The organism is Georgenia halophila (assembly GCF_039541595.1).
In genome coordinates, this window is record NZ_BAABGN010000008.1 from 200,124 (window position 1) to 216,395 (window position 16,272).

Genomic DNA, 16,272 nt, shown 5'->3' on the forward strand with positions numbered 1-16,272 from the left:
GGGGAGCAGGCATGAGCAGGTCCCCACGAAGTGCGGCTGCCCGCCGCTCCTGGGGCCAGGACGACACGGGTTGCACCATCCTGCACGTCGACATGGATGCCTTCTTCGTGTCGGTCGAGCTCCTCGACCACCCGGAGCTGCGCGGCCGGCCGGTGATCGTCGGTGGTGAGCTGCGTGGCGTCGTCGCGGCCGCCAGCTACGAAGCCCGCGCCTACGGGGTCCACAGCGCCATGCCGGCCGGTCGAGCACGTGCGCTGTGCCCGCAGGCCGTCGTCCTGCGCGGCCGCCACGAGCGCTACACGGAGGTCTCGCGCGAGGTCATGGCGATCCTGAGCGAGGTCACGCCCGAGCTCGAGCAGGTGAGCATCGACGAGGCGTTCCTCGACGTGGCCGGCGCGGTGCGGCGCATGGGCAGCCCGACAGAGATCGGCCGCTGGATCCGGCGCGAGGTCCAGGCCCGCACCGGTGTGCCCGCCTCTGTCGGGGTGGCCGGCAGCAAGCACGTCGCGAAGCTCGCCTCCACGCACGCGAAGCCGGACGGCATGCTCCTCGTGCCGCTGGATGCCACGGTCGCGTTCCTGCACTCCCTCCCGGTGGGTGCGCTGTGGGGCGTGGGGGAGAAGTCGCGCGAGGTGCTCGAGCGCCGCGGCATCGACACCGTCGCCGAGCTCGCCGCGACGCCGCTGGCGACCCTGCACCGCATGCTCGGCACCGCCGCCGGTCAGCGGCTGCACGAGCTCGCGTGGGGCCAGGACCCGCGCCAGGTCCAGACCCGCCGGGCCGAGAAGTCGGTGGGAACCGAGTCGACCTTCGCGCAGGACATCACCGACCGGGGCACCCTCGAACGGATCCTGCTCCGCCAGGCGCACGAGTGCGCCGCGCGTCTACGTGCCGGCCAGGTGCTCACCGCACGCGTGGCGATCAAGGTCCGCCACGCCGACTTCACGACCCTGTCCCGGTCGCACACCCTCGCCGCACCGACCGACCTCGCCCACGAGGTCTACACCGCCTCGCGCGACCTCCTCGCCGGCGTGGCGATCCCCGCCGCGGGCATCAGGCTCCTCGGCCTTCGTGCGGAACGTCTCATCGGCGGCGGCGAGGGCGTCCAGATGGCTCTGGACGAGGACCCGCACCAGGCGCTCGCAGAGCGAGCGATGGACGGAGTACGCGCTAGATTTGGTCCGACAGTGCTACAACCGGCTTCGCTGCTCGATCGAGATCGTCGCTCGACTACCGCGACTCGGGCGGGGGACATATCCTGATCCTTACACCGCCGACGATCGGCGGACCTGGCGCGAGACTGGAGGTCCGATGCCTCTCTCCGAGTACGAGCAGCGCATGCTCCAGCAGATGGAGCAGCAGCTGAGCTCAGACGACCCAAAGCTCGCGAACACGTTGGCCGACAAGCCTCGTCCTTCCGTCCGGCGGCTGAGCATCGGGGTTCTGCTGTTCCTCGTGGGCCTCGGCGCCCTGGTCGGTGGGGTGGCCACCGAGTTCGTCTGGCTGGGGGTGCTCGGGTTCCTCGCGATGCTGGGCGGCGTCATGCTCGCCATCACCGGGCCGCGCAAGGCTCGTCCTGACGGCGTCCGCCGTCCGGGCGGCGGCGCGTCCCCCTCCTCCGGCGGCTTCATGCAGCGCCAGGAGGACAAGTGGCAGCGGCGCAACGAGGAACGCGGGCGCTGACCGTCTGATCGAACCACCACACGGAGCCCGTGGCCGCTGAGCGGTCACGGGCTTCGTGCTGCCTGCGGTCTCCCAGCTCGCTCCCCACGTCGCTCCTCCCTTCGGACCGGGGGAGCGTCTCCCCACTTCGCTCCACGTGAGGTCCCTCGACCGACGCGCGCAGAGCGGGTGTCCGCCACACCGGCCGGGGCGGCCACGAGCATCCGCAGGATTCCGCGGCTCTTGCTCAGCCGGAACAGCGGCAGACCCGTCGACAGCGGTCCGTGCCGGCGACGCCACCCGCCCCGCCACGCCGCCGTCCGCCAAAATCCCTCCACCGTGCTCCAGCGGCCCTGACCTGCGCCTTCGCCGGTATCTGGCGCACGATTTCGGCTCGACCCGTGCGCAGGGGAGAGATGTGGAGTAATGTGGGGCGCGTCGGAGCCGTGTGCACATGAGGGGAGGTGGCGCCGTGTTCCTGGGAACCCACGCACCCCGGCTGGACGACAAGGGCCGGCTGATCCTCCCTGCCAAGTTTCGTGAGCAGCTGGCGGCCGGGATCGTCCTCACCCGCGGCCAGGAGCGTTGCCTCTACGCCTTCCCCATGCGGGAGTTCGAGGAGATGCACGCCCGGCTGCGCCAGGCCCCCGTCACGAGCAAGCAGGCCCGCGACTACCTCCGCGTCTTTCTCTCCGGTGCCGCGGACGACCTGCCCGACAAGCAGGGCCGCATCACGATCCCCCTGCAGCTGCGGCAGTACGCCGGCCTCGAGCGCGAGCTCGCGGTCATCGGAGCCGGCACACGCATCGAGATCTGGGACGCCGGTGCCTGGGAGTCCTACCTGGCCGAGCAGGAGCAGGCCTTCGCGGAGACGGCGGAAGAGGTGGTCCCCGGACTCTTCTGACGCCGCTCCCGCACCCCGCTCCCGCATCCCGACCCCCGTACGACGAGGTCTCCCACCGCGACTCTGGCGCACTTCCCCGGTGCCAGAGGACAGGCGGAGGGAGTCCTGGTCGGGCGGTGGAGGGCCACCCGACCACCTACCAGCACGCCGAGACAGCCGGACCAGGAGCACAGATGAACGAGGCGGACGAGGACGCGGTGCACGTCCCCGTGCTCGTCGAGCGTTGCCTCGACCTGCTCGCCCCGGCCGTCGACGGCGCCGGCGCCGTACTCATCGACGCCACGCTCGGCATGGGTGGACACAGCGAGGCCGCGCTGCGCCGGTTCCCGCAGCTGCGAGTGGTGGGCATCGATCGCGACCCCCAGGCCCTCGCCATGGCGGGCGACCGGCTCTCGGCCTTCTCCGAGCGCTTCACGGCCGTACGAACCACCTACGACCACATCGACGAGGTAGCCCGGGAGCACGGCGGCGGCGGCAAGGTCCAGGGCGTCCTGATGGATCTCGGGGTCTCCTCGTTGCAGCTCGACGACGTCACTCGCGGATTCGCGTACGCCCAGGACGCGCCGCTGGACATGCGCATGGACCAGACCTCCGGGGCCACCGCCGCGGAGCTCCTCGAGACGGCGGACGAGGCGGAGCTGCGCCGCATCCTGCGCGTGTACGGCGAGGAACGCTTCGCCGGTCGCATCGCGAAGGCCGTCGTGCGCCGGCGGGCCACGGCACCCCTGCGCCGCACGTCCGAGCTCGTCGACATCATCCGCGACTCGATCCCGCAGGCCGCGCGCCGCACGGGTGGCAACCCGGCCAAGCGGACCTTCCAGGCCCTCCGGATCGCGGTCAACGGCGAGCTGGACCTCGTCGAGAGCGCCCTGCCCAAGGCCGTGGAGGCCCTCGCCGTCGACGGCCGGATCGTCGTCGAGGCCTACCACTCGCTCGAGGACCGAGCCGTGAAGAACGTGCTCGCCCGCGGCGCCCAGAGCTCCGCTCCGCAGGGCCTCCCGGTCGAGCCGGAGAGCCACCGTCCGTACCTCGAGCTCCTCACCCGTGGCGCCGAGGTGGCCGACGACGAGGAACGGGCCCGCAACCCGCGCGCCGTCTCGGTCCGCCTGCGCGCCGCGCGTCGCGTCCGCCCCACTCCCGACCACCTGTCGACCCACCGCAGGAGGAATGCCGCATGAGCAGCGCAGCAACCGCCCGTGCAGCACCCGGGGCACCACGCCCGTCGTGGCGCCCCCGCCTGGAGGTGGTGGCGAGCCCGACGCCGGCGCGAAGCGTGGTGCCGTTCCTCGCGCTGTGCGCCTCGATCCTCGGCGGCGCGCTGCTGGCCGTCCTGCTCCTCAACACCCAGATGGCGGCGACGTCCTACCGCATCCACGACCAGCAGATCGCCCTCAACCTGCTCGACGAGAAGCAGGCCTCGCTCGTGGCCCGCGTCGAGCATGCCGGTGCCCCTGCCGTCCTCGAGCGGGAGGCGAAGCGACTCGGCATGGTGCCGGCCGAGGACGTGCGGTTCGTCCACATCGAGGAAGGCACCATCCTCGGCGAACCGCCCGCGGAGGGCCAGGGATGAGCGTCGCCGGCGCCCTCGCCCACCAGGTCCGCCGCCGCATCGTCCTGATCCTCGTGCTGACCATGCTCTTCGTCTTCGGCGGGCGCCTCGTGTGGGTGCAGGCGGTCCAGGGAGCGACCCTGGCGCGAGAGGCGCGGGAGGACCGCACCCGCACCGTGACCGTCGATGCGCCCCGCGGCGACATCGTGGACGCCGACGGCGAGATCCTGGCCACGTCCGTCGAGCGGTACAACGTGGGCGTCAACCAGCAGCTCGTGCGGACCTACGAGCGCACCGACCCGGACACCGGGCAGGTCCTCGCCACCGGTGCCGCCGCGGCGGCGGAGGTGCTGGCCCCGCTGCTCGGCCGGGACAAGGCCGAGCTCGGCGCCAAGATGGTGGGGGACTCCACCTTCGTCTACATCGCCACCGGCCTCACCCCCGAGGAGTGGCGCGAGATCAACGAGCTCGGCATCCCGGGCGTCGAACCGGAGCGGACCACCGAGCGGATCTACCCGAACGGCACGACGGCCGGAAACATCGTCGGATACGTCGGCCGGGACCGGCATGGTCTCGGCGGGCTCGAGCTGAGCATGGACGAGGTCCTCACCGGCGAGGACGGGTCGATCACCGTCGAGATCGGCGGCACCGGCGAGGTGATCCCCACCGGTCATCGCGAGGAGGTGCCGGCCCGGCCGGGGCACACCGTGCACACCTCGATCGACCGCGACCTGCAGTACGTCGCCCAGGAGAGCATCGACGCCGCGGTCGAGCAGTTCAGCGCGCCGTGGGGTGCCGTCGTCGTCCAGGAGATCGACACCGGTCGCGTGCTGGCCCTCGCCGACTCGAACTCGGTAGACCCCGGCAACTACCAGGCCTGGGCCCCCGAGGACCGCGGCTCCCGCGCCGTGTCCAGCCCGTACGAGCCGGGCTCGACGGGCAAGCTCCCGACCTTCGCGATCGCGCTGGAGCAGGGGGTCGTCGAGCCGGCCACGCCCATCACGGCTCCGGACACCATCGAGATGCCCAACGGGCAGGTCTTCCACGACAACAGCCCGCACGAGACGCTCGACCTCACCGTCGCCGGCGCGCTGCAGATGTCGTCCAACACCGCCACGGTCCAGATCGGGGACATGGTCGAGGACTCCGACCGCTATCACCTGCTGCGAGAGTTCGGGTTCGGAGAGCGCACCGGCATCCGGCTGCCCGGCGAGACCCCCGGCGTCGTGCACCCCTACAAGGACTGGGACGGCCGCACCCGTTACGCGACGATGTTCGGCCAGGGCCTGTCCGTGAGCCTGCTGCAGAACACCAACATGGTGGCCACCATCGGCAACCAGGGCGTGCGCATCGACCCGCGCATCATCGACGGCACGACCGACGGCGAGGGCGCCTACACACCCACGGAGCCGCAGAGCGGGAAGCAGGTGCTCGACGAGGACGCCGCCGACACGCTCCTGCAGATGATGGAGACGGTGGTTCAGGAGGGCGGCACCGGCCCCCAGGGCGCCGTCCCCGGCTACCGGGTCGCCGCCAAGACCGGCACCGCGGAGATCCCCGACGCCGCCGGCGGGCTCAGCGGGCGCCTCGGCTCCTATGTGGGCGTCGCGCCGGCGGAGGACCCCAAGGTCGCGGTCGGCGTCGTCGTCTACCGCGGCTCCGGACCGTCCTACGGCGGGACCGTCGCCGCGCCCACCTTCAGCGAGGTCATGGGCTTCGCGCTGCGCGACATGGGCGTCCCGCCCTCGACGGAACCGGTGCCCGACCTGCCGCTCGAGACCCAGGGGTGAGCGTGCTGGATGGCGTCCCTACGGCGAGCAGCCACAATAGGCCGGTGACCGCAGCCTCCAGCCGTCTCGGTGACCTCGTCGCCGCCCTTCCGCTCACGCCCGTGCCGGACAACCCGCCCGGCTGGGAAGACCTCACCGTCCACGGGGTCCGGTCCGACAACCGGCGGGTCGGCGGCGGAGAGCTGTTCGCGGGACACGGTGGCGCGCACGTGCACGGGGCCCGCTACGCCCGCGACGCCGTCGGTGCCGGAGCCACCGCCGTGCTCACCGATCCCGCCGGCGCCGAGCTGCTGGCGCGAGAAGGCTCGCTCGGCGTTCCCGTCCTCGTGGCCGAGGACGTGCCCGCCCTGCTCGGCGAGCTCGCCGCCGCGGTGTACGGCCGGCCGGCCGAGGCGCTCGGCACCTTCGCCGTCACGGGTACCAACGGCAAGACCAGCACCGTGTACATGCTCGACCACGCACTGCGCTCCCTCGGCCGCACCACCGGCCTCATCGGGACCGTCGAGGTGCGCGTCGCCGGCCGCTCCGAGCCGGCGGTCCTGACGACGCCGCAGCCCGCCGACCTCCAGGCGCTCCTGGCCGACATGGTCGCCACCGGCGTGACCGACATGTCCATGGAGGTCTCCTCGCACGCTCTCGGGCTGCGCCGCGTCGACCCCGTGGTCTTCGACGTCGCCGGATTCACCAACCTCAGCCAGGACCACCTGGACTACCACGGCACGCTCGAGCAGTACTTCGCCGCCAAGGCGTCCCTCTTCGCACCAGCACGGTCTCGGCGTGGCGTCGTCGTCGTCGACGATTCCTGGGGCCGACGCCTCGCCGAGACGGCCGCCGCCGAGCGCCCCGGCGCGGTGGCGTCGCTGTCCGTCCAGGGCCACGACGCCGACTGGCGGGTCACCGAGATCACCGGCGAGGGTCAGGGGCACACCTTCACCCTCATCCACCGTGACGGGCGCCGCCTGCGCACGGGGACCGGCCTGCCCGGCGGCTTCAACGTGACGAACGCCGCCCTCGCGGCCGCCATGGTGCTGACGTCCGGCGTCGAGCCGGACCGGCTCGAGGCGTCGCTCGCCGCCGCCGGTGGCCTGACTCCGGTGATCCCGGGCCGCATGGAGCAGCTCGCGGACTTCCCGCGCGTGATCGTCGACTTCGCGCACAACCCGGGCGCCCTCCAGCAGGCCGTCGACGCGCTCCGCGCGACCACCGCGGGCCGTCTCGTCCTGGTCTTCGGTGCCACGGGCTCGCGGGACCGGGGCAAGCGGCCCCAGATGGCACAGGTCGCCGTCGACGGCGCGGACGCCGTCGTCATCGCCGACGACGACCCGCACGACGAGTCCCCGGACCAGATACGCGCCGAGCTGCTCGCCGCCGCAGACGCGCACCGGCCCGGGTCGCAGGTACGTGAGATCGGTAACAGGGCCGAGGCCATCCGCACCGCCGTCCTCGAGGCCGCCGAGGAGGACACCGTGCTGGTCGCAGGCCGGGGACACGAGAAGATCCAGGAGGTCGCCGGCGTCGACCACCACCTCGACGACCGGGAGGAGGTGCGAGCCGCACTCGCGCTGCGCCCCGGCCGTGCCGGAGGATCAGCGCGATGATCGACATGACCCTGACCGAGGTCGCCTCGGTGACCGGAGGCACGCTCACGTCCGGGGGCGAGACCCTCGTCACCGGTGACGTGGTGGCCGACTCCCGCGCCGCCGGCCCGGGCACACTGTTCGCCGCCTTCGAGGGCGCCCACGTCGACGGTCACGACTTCGTCGGCGCCGCGCTCGACGCCGGCGCCGCCGCCGCCTTCGTCACCCGCACCGTGCCGGGAACCGGACCCACGGTCCTCGTGGACGACGTCGCCGCCGCCCTGGGGCGTCTCGCCCGGCACGTCCTCGCCGTGGTGCGCGCCCGCCGCACGGACGCCGATCCCGTGCGCGTCGTGGCGGTCACCGGCTCCTACGGCAAGACCACGACCAAGGATCTGCTCGCCCGGCTGCTCGCGCCGCTGGGGGAGACCATCGCGCCACCCGGTTCGTTCAACAACGAGATCGGGCTTCCCCTCACCGTCCTGCGCACCACCGACACCACCTCGACCCTGGTGCTCGAGATGGGCGCCGACCGCGTCGGGAACCTCGCCTACCTCACCTCGATCGCCCCCCCGGACGTCGCCGTCGTCCTCGCCGTCGGCCGGGCGCACCTCGGGGAGTTCGGCGGGATCGAGAACGTCGCGCGCGCCAAGGCCGAGCTCGTCGCGGGGCTGGTACCCGGAGGCACGGCCGTGCTCAACGCCGACGACCCGCGGGTGGCCGCCATGGCCGAGGGTGCGGCCGCCGCCGCGGAAGCACAGGTGCTGACCTTCGGGCGCTCCGCCGACGCCGACCTGCGGGCCGAGGACGTCCGGCTCGACGGCGCGGGTCACGCCGGATTCCGCCTCCTCGCCCCGACCGGGGCGGCCGACGTGCGCCTCGCCCTGGTCGGCGAGCACCATGTCACCAATGCCCTCGCGGCCGCCGCCGTCGCTCTTCACCTCGGCGTCGGCCTCGACGCGATCGCGGAGGCCCTGGCCACGGCCGGTGCCGCCAGCCCGCACCGCATGGACGTCCGGGACCGCGGCGACGGCATCCGGATCGTCGACGACTCCTACAACGCCAACCCGGACTCCGTGCGGGCCGCCCTGCGGACCCTCGCCGGACTCTCGGCCGGGCGCCGCCGCGTCGCCGTCCTCGGCGAGATGCTCGAGCTGGGCGAGGACAGCGCCGCCGAGCACGCCTCCGTCGGCGCGGAGACCGCCGGTATCGACCTCCTCGTCGCCGTCGGTCCAGGGACGGCGCCGCTGGGACGCGCCGCACGCGAGGCCGGCGTCGAGGTGCTCGACGCGACCGACGCCGCCACCGCCCGCGAGCTGCTGGACGCCCAGCTGCGTCCCGGCGACGTGGTGCTGCTCAAGGGGTCCAACGGGGCGGGGATCTGGCGCGTCGCCGACCATCTGTTGCGACCGGCCGGCGAGGGGGACGCCCCCTCATGATGTCCGTCCTGATCTCCGGCGCGGTCGCCCTCGTGGTCGCCATGGCCGGCACGCCGCTGTTCATCCGTCTCCTCGTCGCGAAGAACTACGGCCAGTTCATCCGCCAGGACGGCCCGACGGCGCACTACACCAAGCGCGGCACGCCGACCATGGGCGGCGTCGTCATCATCGGCGCCACCCTGATCGGCTACACGGTCGCGAACATCTCCAGCGCCCGGCTGCCCAACGTCTCCGGCCTGCTGCTGCTCTTCCTGATGGTCGGCATGGGGTTCATCGGGTTCCTCGACGACTACATCAAGATCTCCCGGCAGCGCTCGCTCGGCCTCGACGAGCGCAGCAAGATCGTCGGCCAGGCGTTCGTGGGCGTCACCTTCGCGGTGCTGGCCCTGCAGTTCTCGAACGAGAACTACCGCACGCCGGCCTCCACCCGCATCTCGTTCATCCGGGACACCGGTATCGACCTGGCCTTCGCCGGTGCGGCCCTCGGCCTGGTGCTGTTCGTGCTGTGGGCCAACTTCCTCATCACCGCCTGGTCCAACGCGGTCAACCTCACCGACGGTCTCGACGGGCTCGCGACCGGGGCCTCGATGCTCGCCTTCGGTGCCTACACGGTCATCACCATCTGGCAGTCCAACCAGTCGTGCCAGTACCTCGCCGAGCCCGGGCCGGGATGCTACGAGGTCCGCGACCCCCGCGACCTCGCGATCATCACCGCGGCGATCGTCGGGGCCTGCTTCGGCTTCCTGTGGTGGAACACCTCGCCGGCGCAGATCTTCATGGGAGACACCGGCTCCCTCGCGCTGGGCGGCGCCATCGCCGGGCTGTCGATCCTGACCCGCACGGAGTTCCTCGCCGTGATCCTGGGCGGGCTCTTCGTCGTCATCGTGATGAGCGACGTCATCCAGATCGGGTTCTTCAAGATGACCGGGAAACGGGTGTTCCGCATGGCGCCCCTGCACCACCACTTCGAGCTCAAGGGGTGGAACGAGGTCACGATCGTGGTCCGGTTCTGGATCATCGCCGCCCTGTGCGTGGCCGTCGGGATCGGCCTGTTCTACGGCGAGTGGGTCTCGGTGGCACCGGCGTGAGGCAGGGATCCGGCGAGACGCTCGACGGCGCCCGGGTCGCCGTCGTCGGGCTGGGCACCTCGGGACGTGCGGCCCTGGAGGTCCTCGGCACCACGGGCGCGACCGCACTTGCGGGCTACGACGCCGCCGAGGCAGCCGTCGACGCCGCCCGAGAGGGCGGCGAGGTGCCGTCCGGGACGGCGCTGGCCGCCGTCGCCGACCCCGGCGAGCTGGCGGACCGGGTCCTCGGCGGCTCGCCGGACGTCGTCGTCGTCTCTCCCGGGGTGCCGGCCACCTCCCCCCTGCACGCCCGCGCAGCCGCGGCCGGCGTGACCCTGTGGAGCGAGGTGGAGCTCGCGTGGCAGGTCCAGGCGCGCCGCCCGGACGGCACCCGCGCGCCCTGGCTCACCCTCACCGGCACCAACGGCAAGACCACCACCGTCGCGATGCTCTCCGCCATGCTGACGGCCGCCGGCGAGCACGCCCCGGCGGTCGGTAACGTCGGCACGCCGATCGTGCGGGTGGCCGCCGGAGGTGAGGCGGACGTGCTCGCCGTCGAGCTCTCCAGCTTCCAGCTGCATGCCACCTTGTCGGTGAGCCCCGAGGCCAGCGCGTGCCTCAACATCGCCCCCGACCACCTCGACTGGCACGGGTCGTTCGAGGCCTACCGGGCCGACAAGGCTCGCGTCTACGACCGAACCCGGACGGCCTGCGTCTACAACGAGGACGCCCCGCTCACGCGCGCCATGGTCGAGCAGGCCGACGTCGTCGAGGGCTGCCGCGCCGTCGGCACGACCACGGGCACCCCGGCGGTCGGCCAGCTCGGCATCGTCGAGGAGTACCTGGTCGACCGTGCGTTCGGGCAGAGCCTCGCGCAGCGGCGCACGACGGCGGTCGAGCTCGCCACCACCGCCGACCTCACCCACCTCGCGCCGGGCGGCCAGGTGCCCGGGCACGTGCTCGCGAACGCCCTCGCCGCCGCGGCGCTCGCCCGGGCGCACGGCGTCGACCCGCGGCACGTCCGCCAGGGCCTGCGCGACTACCGGTCGGGTACCCATCGCATCGAGGTCGTCGCCGAGATCGACGGCGTCGCCTACGTGAACGACTCCAAGGCCACGAACGCGCACGCGGCCGCCGCCTCCCTCGGCGCGCTGGCGCCGGGCACGGTCGTGTGGATCGCGGGCGGTCTGGCCAAGGGAGCCGACTTCGACGACCTCGTCGAGGCCCACCGGGACAGGCTCCGCGCCGTGGTGCTCATCGGGGTCGACCGGGAGCCGCTGCGCGGCGCGCTGGCGCGACACGCGGCCGACGTCCCGGTCCTCGAGGTCGTCCCTGGCGAGGATGGGCCCGTGATGACGCGGGCGGTCGCCGAGGCGGCGCGGCTCGCCCGGCCGGGCGACACCGTGCTCATGGCGCCCGCCAGCGCCTCGATGGACCAGTTCCGCGACTACGCCGAGCGCGGCGAAGCCTTCGCCCGTGCCGCACGCGCCCTGCCGGGAGGGACCCGATGAGCACCCTCGACACCATCCGGCGCCGGCCGGCGACCCGGCGTTCCGCGGCCACCACGACGCCCGCGGTGCCGCGCAACACGACGCGGCAGACCCGAGGCGCACGCAAGACGTCTTCGCGCGCCGGCTCGGCGGACGGCGAGAACGCCGCGCTGAGCTACTACCTGGTGGCCGGCTCCGCGGCGCTGCTGCTCGTGCTCGGCGTCGTCATGGTCTTCTCCGCGTCGATGATCGAGTCCATCGAGACGAGCGACGGCAATCCGTACGCGGCCTTCCTGGTCCAGGCCCGGTACGTGATCATCGGCCTCCCGCTCGCCTTCCTCGCCAGCCGCATCAAGGCGGAGTGGTACCGGCGGCTCGCCTGGCCGGCGTTCTTCGGCGGCCTGGCCATGCAGCTCCTGATCTTCTCCCCGCTGGCGCGTGGCGAGGGCGGCAACACGAACTGGATCTACATCCCCGGGCTGGGGCAGACCCTGCAGCCGTCGGAGTTCCTCAAGCTCGGCCTCGCGCTCTGGCTCGGTGCCGTCCTGTCGCGCAAGGGCAGGCTGCTCAACGACTGGAAGCATGTGCTGATCCCCGGCGGTATCGGGTCCGTCGTGGCGATCGCGCTCGTGCTCGCCGGGCACGACATGGGCACCGTGCTGGTCATGGTCGCCCTCGTCTGCGGGGCGTACTTCATCGCCGGGCTGCCGATGCGCTGGTTCGCCGCCACCGGGGTCCTCGGTGCCGGCGCCGCCGCGTTCTTCGTCGTCCAGTCCGAGTCCCGCATGACCCGCGTGCAGTCCTTCCTCGGACTCGCCGAGGCCGATCCCTCCGGCACGGGCTTCCAGTCCCAGCACGGCCAGTGGGCGCTGGGCACCGGCGGCGTCAGCGGCGTCGGTCTCGGCGCCTCCCGCGAGAAGTGGTCCTACCTGCCGGCGGCGCACAACGACTTCATCTTCGCGATCATCGGCGAGGAGCTGGGCCTGCTCGGCACGCTCCTCGTCCTGGCCCTCTTCGGCGGGCTCGCAGTCGGGATGTTCCGGATCGTGCGCCGCCACCGCGACCCGTTCGTGCAGATCGCCACCGCCACCATCGCGACGTGGCTCCTGGCGCAGGCGCTCATCAACATCGGCGTCGTCATCGGCCTGCTGCCCGTCATCGGTGTCCCGCTGCCGCTCGTCTCCGCGGGAGGCTCCGCGATGATCTCCACGCTGATCGCGCTCGGGGTCGTGCTCGCCTTCGCGCGCACCGAACCCGGGGCCGCGAAGGCGCTCGCCACCCGCAGGGCCGTGGTGAGCAAGTCTTTGGCCGTCGTCGGCCGCCAGTCTCGCCGAGCTGCTTCCCGCCGTGGCTGAGCCGCTGCGCGCCCTGCTCGCCGGCGGCGGCACCGCCGGCCACGTCAACCCGCTGCTGGCGACCGCCGCCGCCCTGCGGGACTCCGGTGCCGAGGTGAGCGTCCTGGGCACCGCCGAGGGCCTCGAGCACACCCTTGTCCCCGAGGCCGGCTTCCCGCTGGAGCTCATCGACCGCGTGCCGCTGCCGCGCCGGCCGTCCCTGGACCTCCTGCGCCTGCCCGGCCGGCTGCGCGGCGCCGTGTCCGCCGCCGACCGCGCGATCGCCGAGACCGGTGCCCAGGTCGTCGTCGGGTTCGGCGGCTACGTCGCCACCCCCGCGTACCTGGCCGCCCGACGGCGCAACGTCCCCGTGGTCGTCCACGAGCAGAACGCCCGTCCCGGCCTGGCCAACCGCGTCGGAGCCCGGCGGGCCGCCGTCGTGGCGCTCACATTCGCCTCCACGCCCCTGCGGGCCGGGAGGGGCCGCACCGAGGTCACCGGCCTGCCGCTGCGCGCCTCCGTCGCCGAGCTGGCCGCGGACCGGGCGACGGCGGAAGGTGCCGCCGCCCGCCGCGCCGCGGGCGCCGCCGAGCTGGGGCTCGAGCCCCACCGGACGACCCTGCTCGTCACCGGTGGCTCCCTCGGCGCCCAGCGACTCAACGACGCCACCTCGGCGGCAGCCGCCGACCTCGTGCGCGCCGGGGCGCAGGTGCTGCACCTGACGGGCCGCGGCAAGGACGGACCCGTCCGCGCCATGGTCGAGGCCGCCGCACGCGAGCTCCCCGCGGTCGGCGAGCACTACCACGTCCGCGAGTATCTCGGCGCCATGGAGCACGCCTACGCGTGCACCGATCTCGTCCTCTGCCGCTCCGGCGCCGGCACGGTCGCCGAGCTCACGGCCCTGGGCCTGCCGGCGGTCTACGTCCCGCTGCCCATCGGCAACGGCGAGCAGCGGCTCAACGCCGCCGACGTCCTCGACGCCGGCGGGGGCGTCCTCGTCGACGACGCGGACCTGGACGCCGCCTACGTCTCCCGCGAGGTCGCCGCACTGCTCGCCGACCCCGACGAGCTGCGACGCCGCGGCGCCGCCGCCGCGAACGCCGGCTCCACGGACGCCGCGGCACATCTGGTCGCCCTCGTGCGCGAGGCCGCCGGCACGAGCGCGCCGGGGGACCGCAGCGAGGAGGGCGGGCGTGGCTGAGCGGTTCCACCTCGTCGGCGTGGGCGGGGCAGGCATGTCCGCCGTCGCCGAGCTGCTGGCCGCCCGGGGGCACGAGGTCTCCGGCTCCGACCAGAAGGACTCGGCGCTCCTGGCACACCTGCGCAGCGTCGGTGTGCGCACCTGGATCGGCCACGACCCCGGCCACGTCCCGGACGGCGCGTCCGTCGTGATCTCCACCGCGGTGCGCGAGTCGAACCCCGAGCTGGCGGCGGCGCGCGAACGCGGCCTGCCCGTCCTGCACAGGTCGGAGGCCCTGGCCCGGGCGGCCACCGGTCTGGACCTCGTCGCGGTCGCCGGGGCGCACGGCAAGACCTCCACCTCGGCGGCGCTCGCCGTCGCCCTGGCAGCGGCCGGTCGAGACCCGTCCTACGCCATCGGCGGCACCGTCCTGGCCTACGGAACCGGTGCACACCTCGGTTCCGGCCGTGCCTTCGTCGCCGAGGCCGACGAGTCGGACCGGTCCTTCCTCAACTACACGCCCCGGATCGCCGTCGTCACCAACGTCGAGCCGGACCACCTCGACCAGTACGGCTCCGCGGAGGCGTACCGGCGCGCCTTCGAGGAGTTCGCCGCGCGGATCCGGCCGGGCGGCCTGCTCGTCGCCTGCGCCGACGACGCCGGCTCCCTCGACCTGGCGGGCCATGTCCTCGCCGCCGGCACCCGGGTCGTCACCTACGGCCGCGCCCCCGCCGGGCCGGACGGGGCCGAGGCGCACGTCGAGGTCGCGACCCGAGAGCGGGGCGCACACCTGCGACGGGTGCGCGCGGACGGTCGTGACGAGGCCGAGCTGGTGCTGCGCGTCCCGGGCGCCCACATGCTCCTCAACGCGGCCGCCGCCTGGGCGGCCGGTCTCGAGCTCGGCGTCGGACCGCAGGACATGGCCGACGGGCTCGGGACGTTCACGGGCACGGGCCGCCGCTTCGAGGACCGCGGCAGCGCGGCCGGGGTCCGCGTGGTCGACGACTACGCGCACAACCCCACCAAGGTGGCCGCCGCCGTCGCCACCGCCCGCGAGCAGGCCGGGGACGGGCGCGTGCTCGTGCTGTTCCAGCCGCACCTGTACTCACGCACGCAGGCGTTCGCCGAGAAGTTCGGCGAGGCCCTCGCCGCGGCCGACGAGGTCGTCGTCACCGACGTCTACCCCGCACGCGAGGAGCCGGTGCCCGGGGTGGACGGCTCCCTCATCACCACCGCGATGCCCGGCCTCGCCTCGGGCGGCCGCGCCCGGTACGTGGCAGACAAAGCCGCGGCCGCGGGCGCGGTGGCCGACCTCGCCCGGGACGGCGACGTCCTCGTGACCGTCGGAGCCGGCGACGTCACCGAGCTCGGCCAGGTGATCCTCGACCGGCTCCGGGCGAGGGAGGCGCAGTGAGGCCGCCGGCCGCGCCCCGCCGCCGCCCGCGCGACGAGAGCCGTGTCGCGACGGTCCGGCGCCGACCCGATCGGGAATTGGTCGAGCAGCACGACGAGGTGGTGGTCGCACCGGCCGTCCCGCCGACGGTCACCACGGGACTCGCCGCCCGGCTGGACGAGCGCAGCGCCGCGGCCCGCCGTCTGCTGGTCCGACGCACCGGGATCGCTGTCGCCACGCTGGCGGTGCTCGCAGCCGTCGCCTGGGTCCTGCTGGTCTCTCCGCTGCTCGCGGTCGAGGAGGACGGCATCGAGGTCACCGGTGTCACGGATGTCGTCGATGCCGGCGCCGTGCGTGCCGCGGTCGAGCCCGAGGTCGGCACGCCGCTGCTGCGGGTCGACACGGCCGCCGCGGCGGACCGCGTCCGGGTGCTGAAGGGCGTCGACGACGTCCAGGTCTCGCGGACGTGGCCGGACGGGCTCAGCGTCTCCGTCGTCCCTCGCGTGCCCGTCGCCGCAGCTCCCGCGGACGACGAGGGCTGGATGCTGCTCGACCGCGACGGCGTGCAGCTGGGCACCAGGTCCGAGGCGCCGGCGGAGCTGCCGCAGGTGACCGTGCCGCTGGACGACAGCGGCAAGACTGCCCCCGCGCTCGAGGCGGTGCTCACGGTGCTGGGTGCCGTACCCGAGCAGCTCCTCGAGCAGATCGACAGCGCGGGAGCCACCTCCGGCGAGCGGGTCACCCTGGAGCTCGCCGACGGCGCGACCGTCGAGTGGGGGAGTGCCGAGGAGAGCGAGCTCAAGGCCGAGGTGCTCATGGTGCTGCGACAGCAGCCGGCGAGCGTCTACGACGTCAGCGTGCCGCGGGCGCCGACCACGTCGGAGTAG

Annotated in this window: 14 protein-coding genes; all 14 read left to right on the forward strand. The window is 73.5% G+C overall.

The features are described from left to right. Positions 1 to 11: 11 nt before the first annotated feature. The 14 genes from dinB to ABD907_RS10015 all read left to right on the forward strand — a co-directional run bounded on the left by dinB (position 12) and on the right by ABD907_RS10015 (position 16,272). On the forward strand, positions 12 to 1,262 hold the full coding sequence (dinB, locus tag ABD907_RS09950; RefSeq protein WP_345216092.1) for a DNA polymerase IV: 1,251 nt from the start codon (positions 12 to 14) through the stop codon (positions 1,260 to 1,262). Positions 1,263 to 1,311: 49 nt separating this feature from the next. Beyond that, entirely contained in the window at positions 1,312 to 1,683 is a 372-nt protein-coding gene (locus tag ABD907_RS09955) for a DUF3040 domain-containing protein (RefSeq protein WP_345216093.1), read from the forward strand. Between the two features lie 451 nt (positions 1,684 to 2,134). Continuing rightward, a complete protein-coding gene (mraZ, locus tag ABD907_RS09960) occupies positions 2,135 to 2,566 on the forward strand; it encodes a division/cell wall cluster transcriptional repressor MraZ (RefSeq protein ID WP_345216094.1) in 432 nt (143 codons plus the stop codon). 173 nt (positions 2,567 to 2,739) lie between these two features. Continuing rightward, positions 2,740 to 3,744: a 16S rRNA (cytosine(1402)-N(4))-methyltransferase RsmH gene (rsmH, locus tag ABD907_RS09965; protein WP_345216095.1), complete on the forward strand. Its 1,005-nt coding sequence runs from the start codon at positions 2,740 to 2,742 to the stop codon at positions 3,742 to 3,744. Next, positions 3,741 to 4,136 (forward strand): cell division protein FtsL, encoded by a 396-nt coding sequence (gene ftsL / locus ABD907_RS09970; RefSeq protein WP_345216096.1) that lies wholly within the window; start codon positions 3,741 to 3,743, stop codon positions 4,134 to 4,136. The genes rsmH and ftsL overlap by 4 nt, the downstream gene beginning before the upstream one ends. Further along, a complete protein-coding gene (locus ABD907_RS09975; RefSeq protein WP_345216097.1) occupies positions 4,133 to 5,905 on the forward strand; it encodes a peptidoglycan D,D-transpeptidase FtsI family protein in 1,773 nt (590 codons plus the stop codon). The genes ftsL and ABD907_RS09975 overlap by 4 nt, the downstream gene beginning before the upstream one ends. A gap of 44 nt (positions 5,906 to 5,949) precedes the next feature. Then, positions 5,950 to 7,503 (forward strand): UDP-N-acetylmuramoyl-L-alanyl-D-glutamate--2,6-diaminopimelate ligase, encoded by a 1,554-nt coding sequence (locus ABD907_RS09980; protein ID WP_345216098.1) that lies wholly within the window; start codon positions 5,950 to 5,952, stop codon positions 7,501 to 7,503. Beyond that, entirely contained in the window at positions 7,500 to 8,921 is a 1,422-nt protein-coding gene (locus ABD907_RS09985) for a UDP-N-acetylmuramoyl-tripeptide--D-alanyl-D-alanine ligase (RefSeq protein WP_345216099.1), read from the forward strand. The genes ABD907_RS09980 and ABD907_RS09985 overlap by 4 nt, the downstream gene beginning before the upstream one ends. After that, a complete protein-coding gene (mraY, locus tag ABD907_RS09990; RefSeq protein ID WP_345216100.1) occupies positions 8,918 to 10,009 on the forward strand; it encodes a phospho-N-acetylmuramoyl-pentapeptide-transferase in 1,092 nt (363 codons plus the stop codon). Before ABD907_RS09985 ends, mraY begins: the two co-directional genes overlap by 4 nt. Continuing rightward, entirely contained in the window at positions 10,006 to 11,499 is a 1,494-nt protein-coding gene (gene murD / locus ABD907_RS09995; protein ID WP_345216101.1) for a UDP-N-acetylmuramoyl-L-alanine--D-glutamate ligase, read from the forward strand. The genes mraY and murD overlap by 4 nt, the downstream gene beginning before the upstream one ends. Then, positions 11,496 to 12,833: an FtsW/RodA/SpoVE family cell cycle protein gene (locus ABD907_RS10000; RefSeq protein WP_345216102.1), complete on the forward strand. Its 1,338-nt coding sequence runs from the start codon at positions 11,496 to 11,498 to the stop codon at positions 12,831 to 12,833. Before murD ends, ABD907_RS10000 begins: the two co-directional genes overlap by 4 nt. Beyond that, positions 12,826 to 14,013, forward strand: a complete 1,188-nt coding sequence (gene murG / locus ABD907_RS10005; RefSeq protein ID WP_345216103.1) for an undecaprenyldiphospho-muramoylpentapeptide beta-N-acetylglucosaminyltransferase — start codon at positions 12,826 to 12,828, stop codon at positions 14,011 to 14,013. The genes ABD907_RS10000 and murG overlap by 8 nt, the downstream gene beginning before the upstream one ends. Before the next feature lie 34 nt (positions 14,014 to 14,047). Next, positions 14,048 to 15,406, forward strand: coding sequence for a UDP-N-acetylmuramate--L-alanine ligase (murC, locus tag ABD907_RS10010; RefSeq protein ID WP_486334073.1), 1,359 nt, complete (start codon positions 14,048 to 14,050; stop codon positions 15,404 to 15,406). Continuing rightward, positions 15,403 to 16,272: a cell division protein FtsQ/DivIB gene (locus tag ABD907_RS10015; protein WP_345216105.1), complete on the forward strand. Its 870-nt coding sequence runs from the start codon at positions 15,403 to 15,405 to the stop codon at positions 16,270 to 16,272. Before murC ends, ABD907_RS10015 begins: the two co-directional genes overlap by 4 nt.

Coding starts and splice junctions, on each gene's coding strand:
- dinB (WP_345216092.1), top strand. CDS start 12: ATGAGCAGGTCCCCACGAAGTGCGGCTGCCCGCCGCTCCTGGGGCCAG.
- ABD907_RS09955 (WP_345216093.1), top strand. CDS start 1,312: ATGCCTCTCTCCGAGTACGAGCAGCGCATGCTCCAGCAGATGGAGCAG.
- rsmH (WP_345216095.1), top strand. CDS start 2,740: ATGAACGAGGCGGACGAGGACGCGGTGCACGTCCCCGTGCTCGTCGAG.
- ftsL (WP_345216096.1), top strand. CDS start 3,741: ATGAGCAGCGCAGCAACCGCCCGTGCAGCACCCGGGGCACCACGCCCG.
- ABD907_RS09975 (WP_345216097.1), top strand. CDS start 4,133: ATGAGCGTCGCCGGCGCCCTCGCCCACCAGGTCCGCCGCCGCATCGTC.
- ABD907_RS09985 (WP_345216099.1), top strand. CDS start 7,500: ATGATCGACATGACCCTGACCGAGGTCGCCTCGGTGACCGGAGGCACG.
- mraY (WP_345216100.1), top strand. CDS start 8,918: ATGATGTCCGTCCTGATCTCCGGCGCGGTCGCCCTCGTGGTCGCCATG.
- ABD907_RS10000 (WP_345216102.1), top strand. CDS start 11,496: ATGAGCACCCTCGACACCATCCGGCGCCGGCCGGCGACCCGGCGTTCC.
- murC (WP_486334073.1), top strand. CDS start 14,048: ATGTCCGCCGTCGCCGAGCTGCTGGCCGCCCGGGGGCACGAGGTCTCC.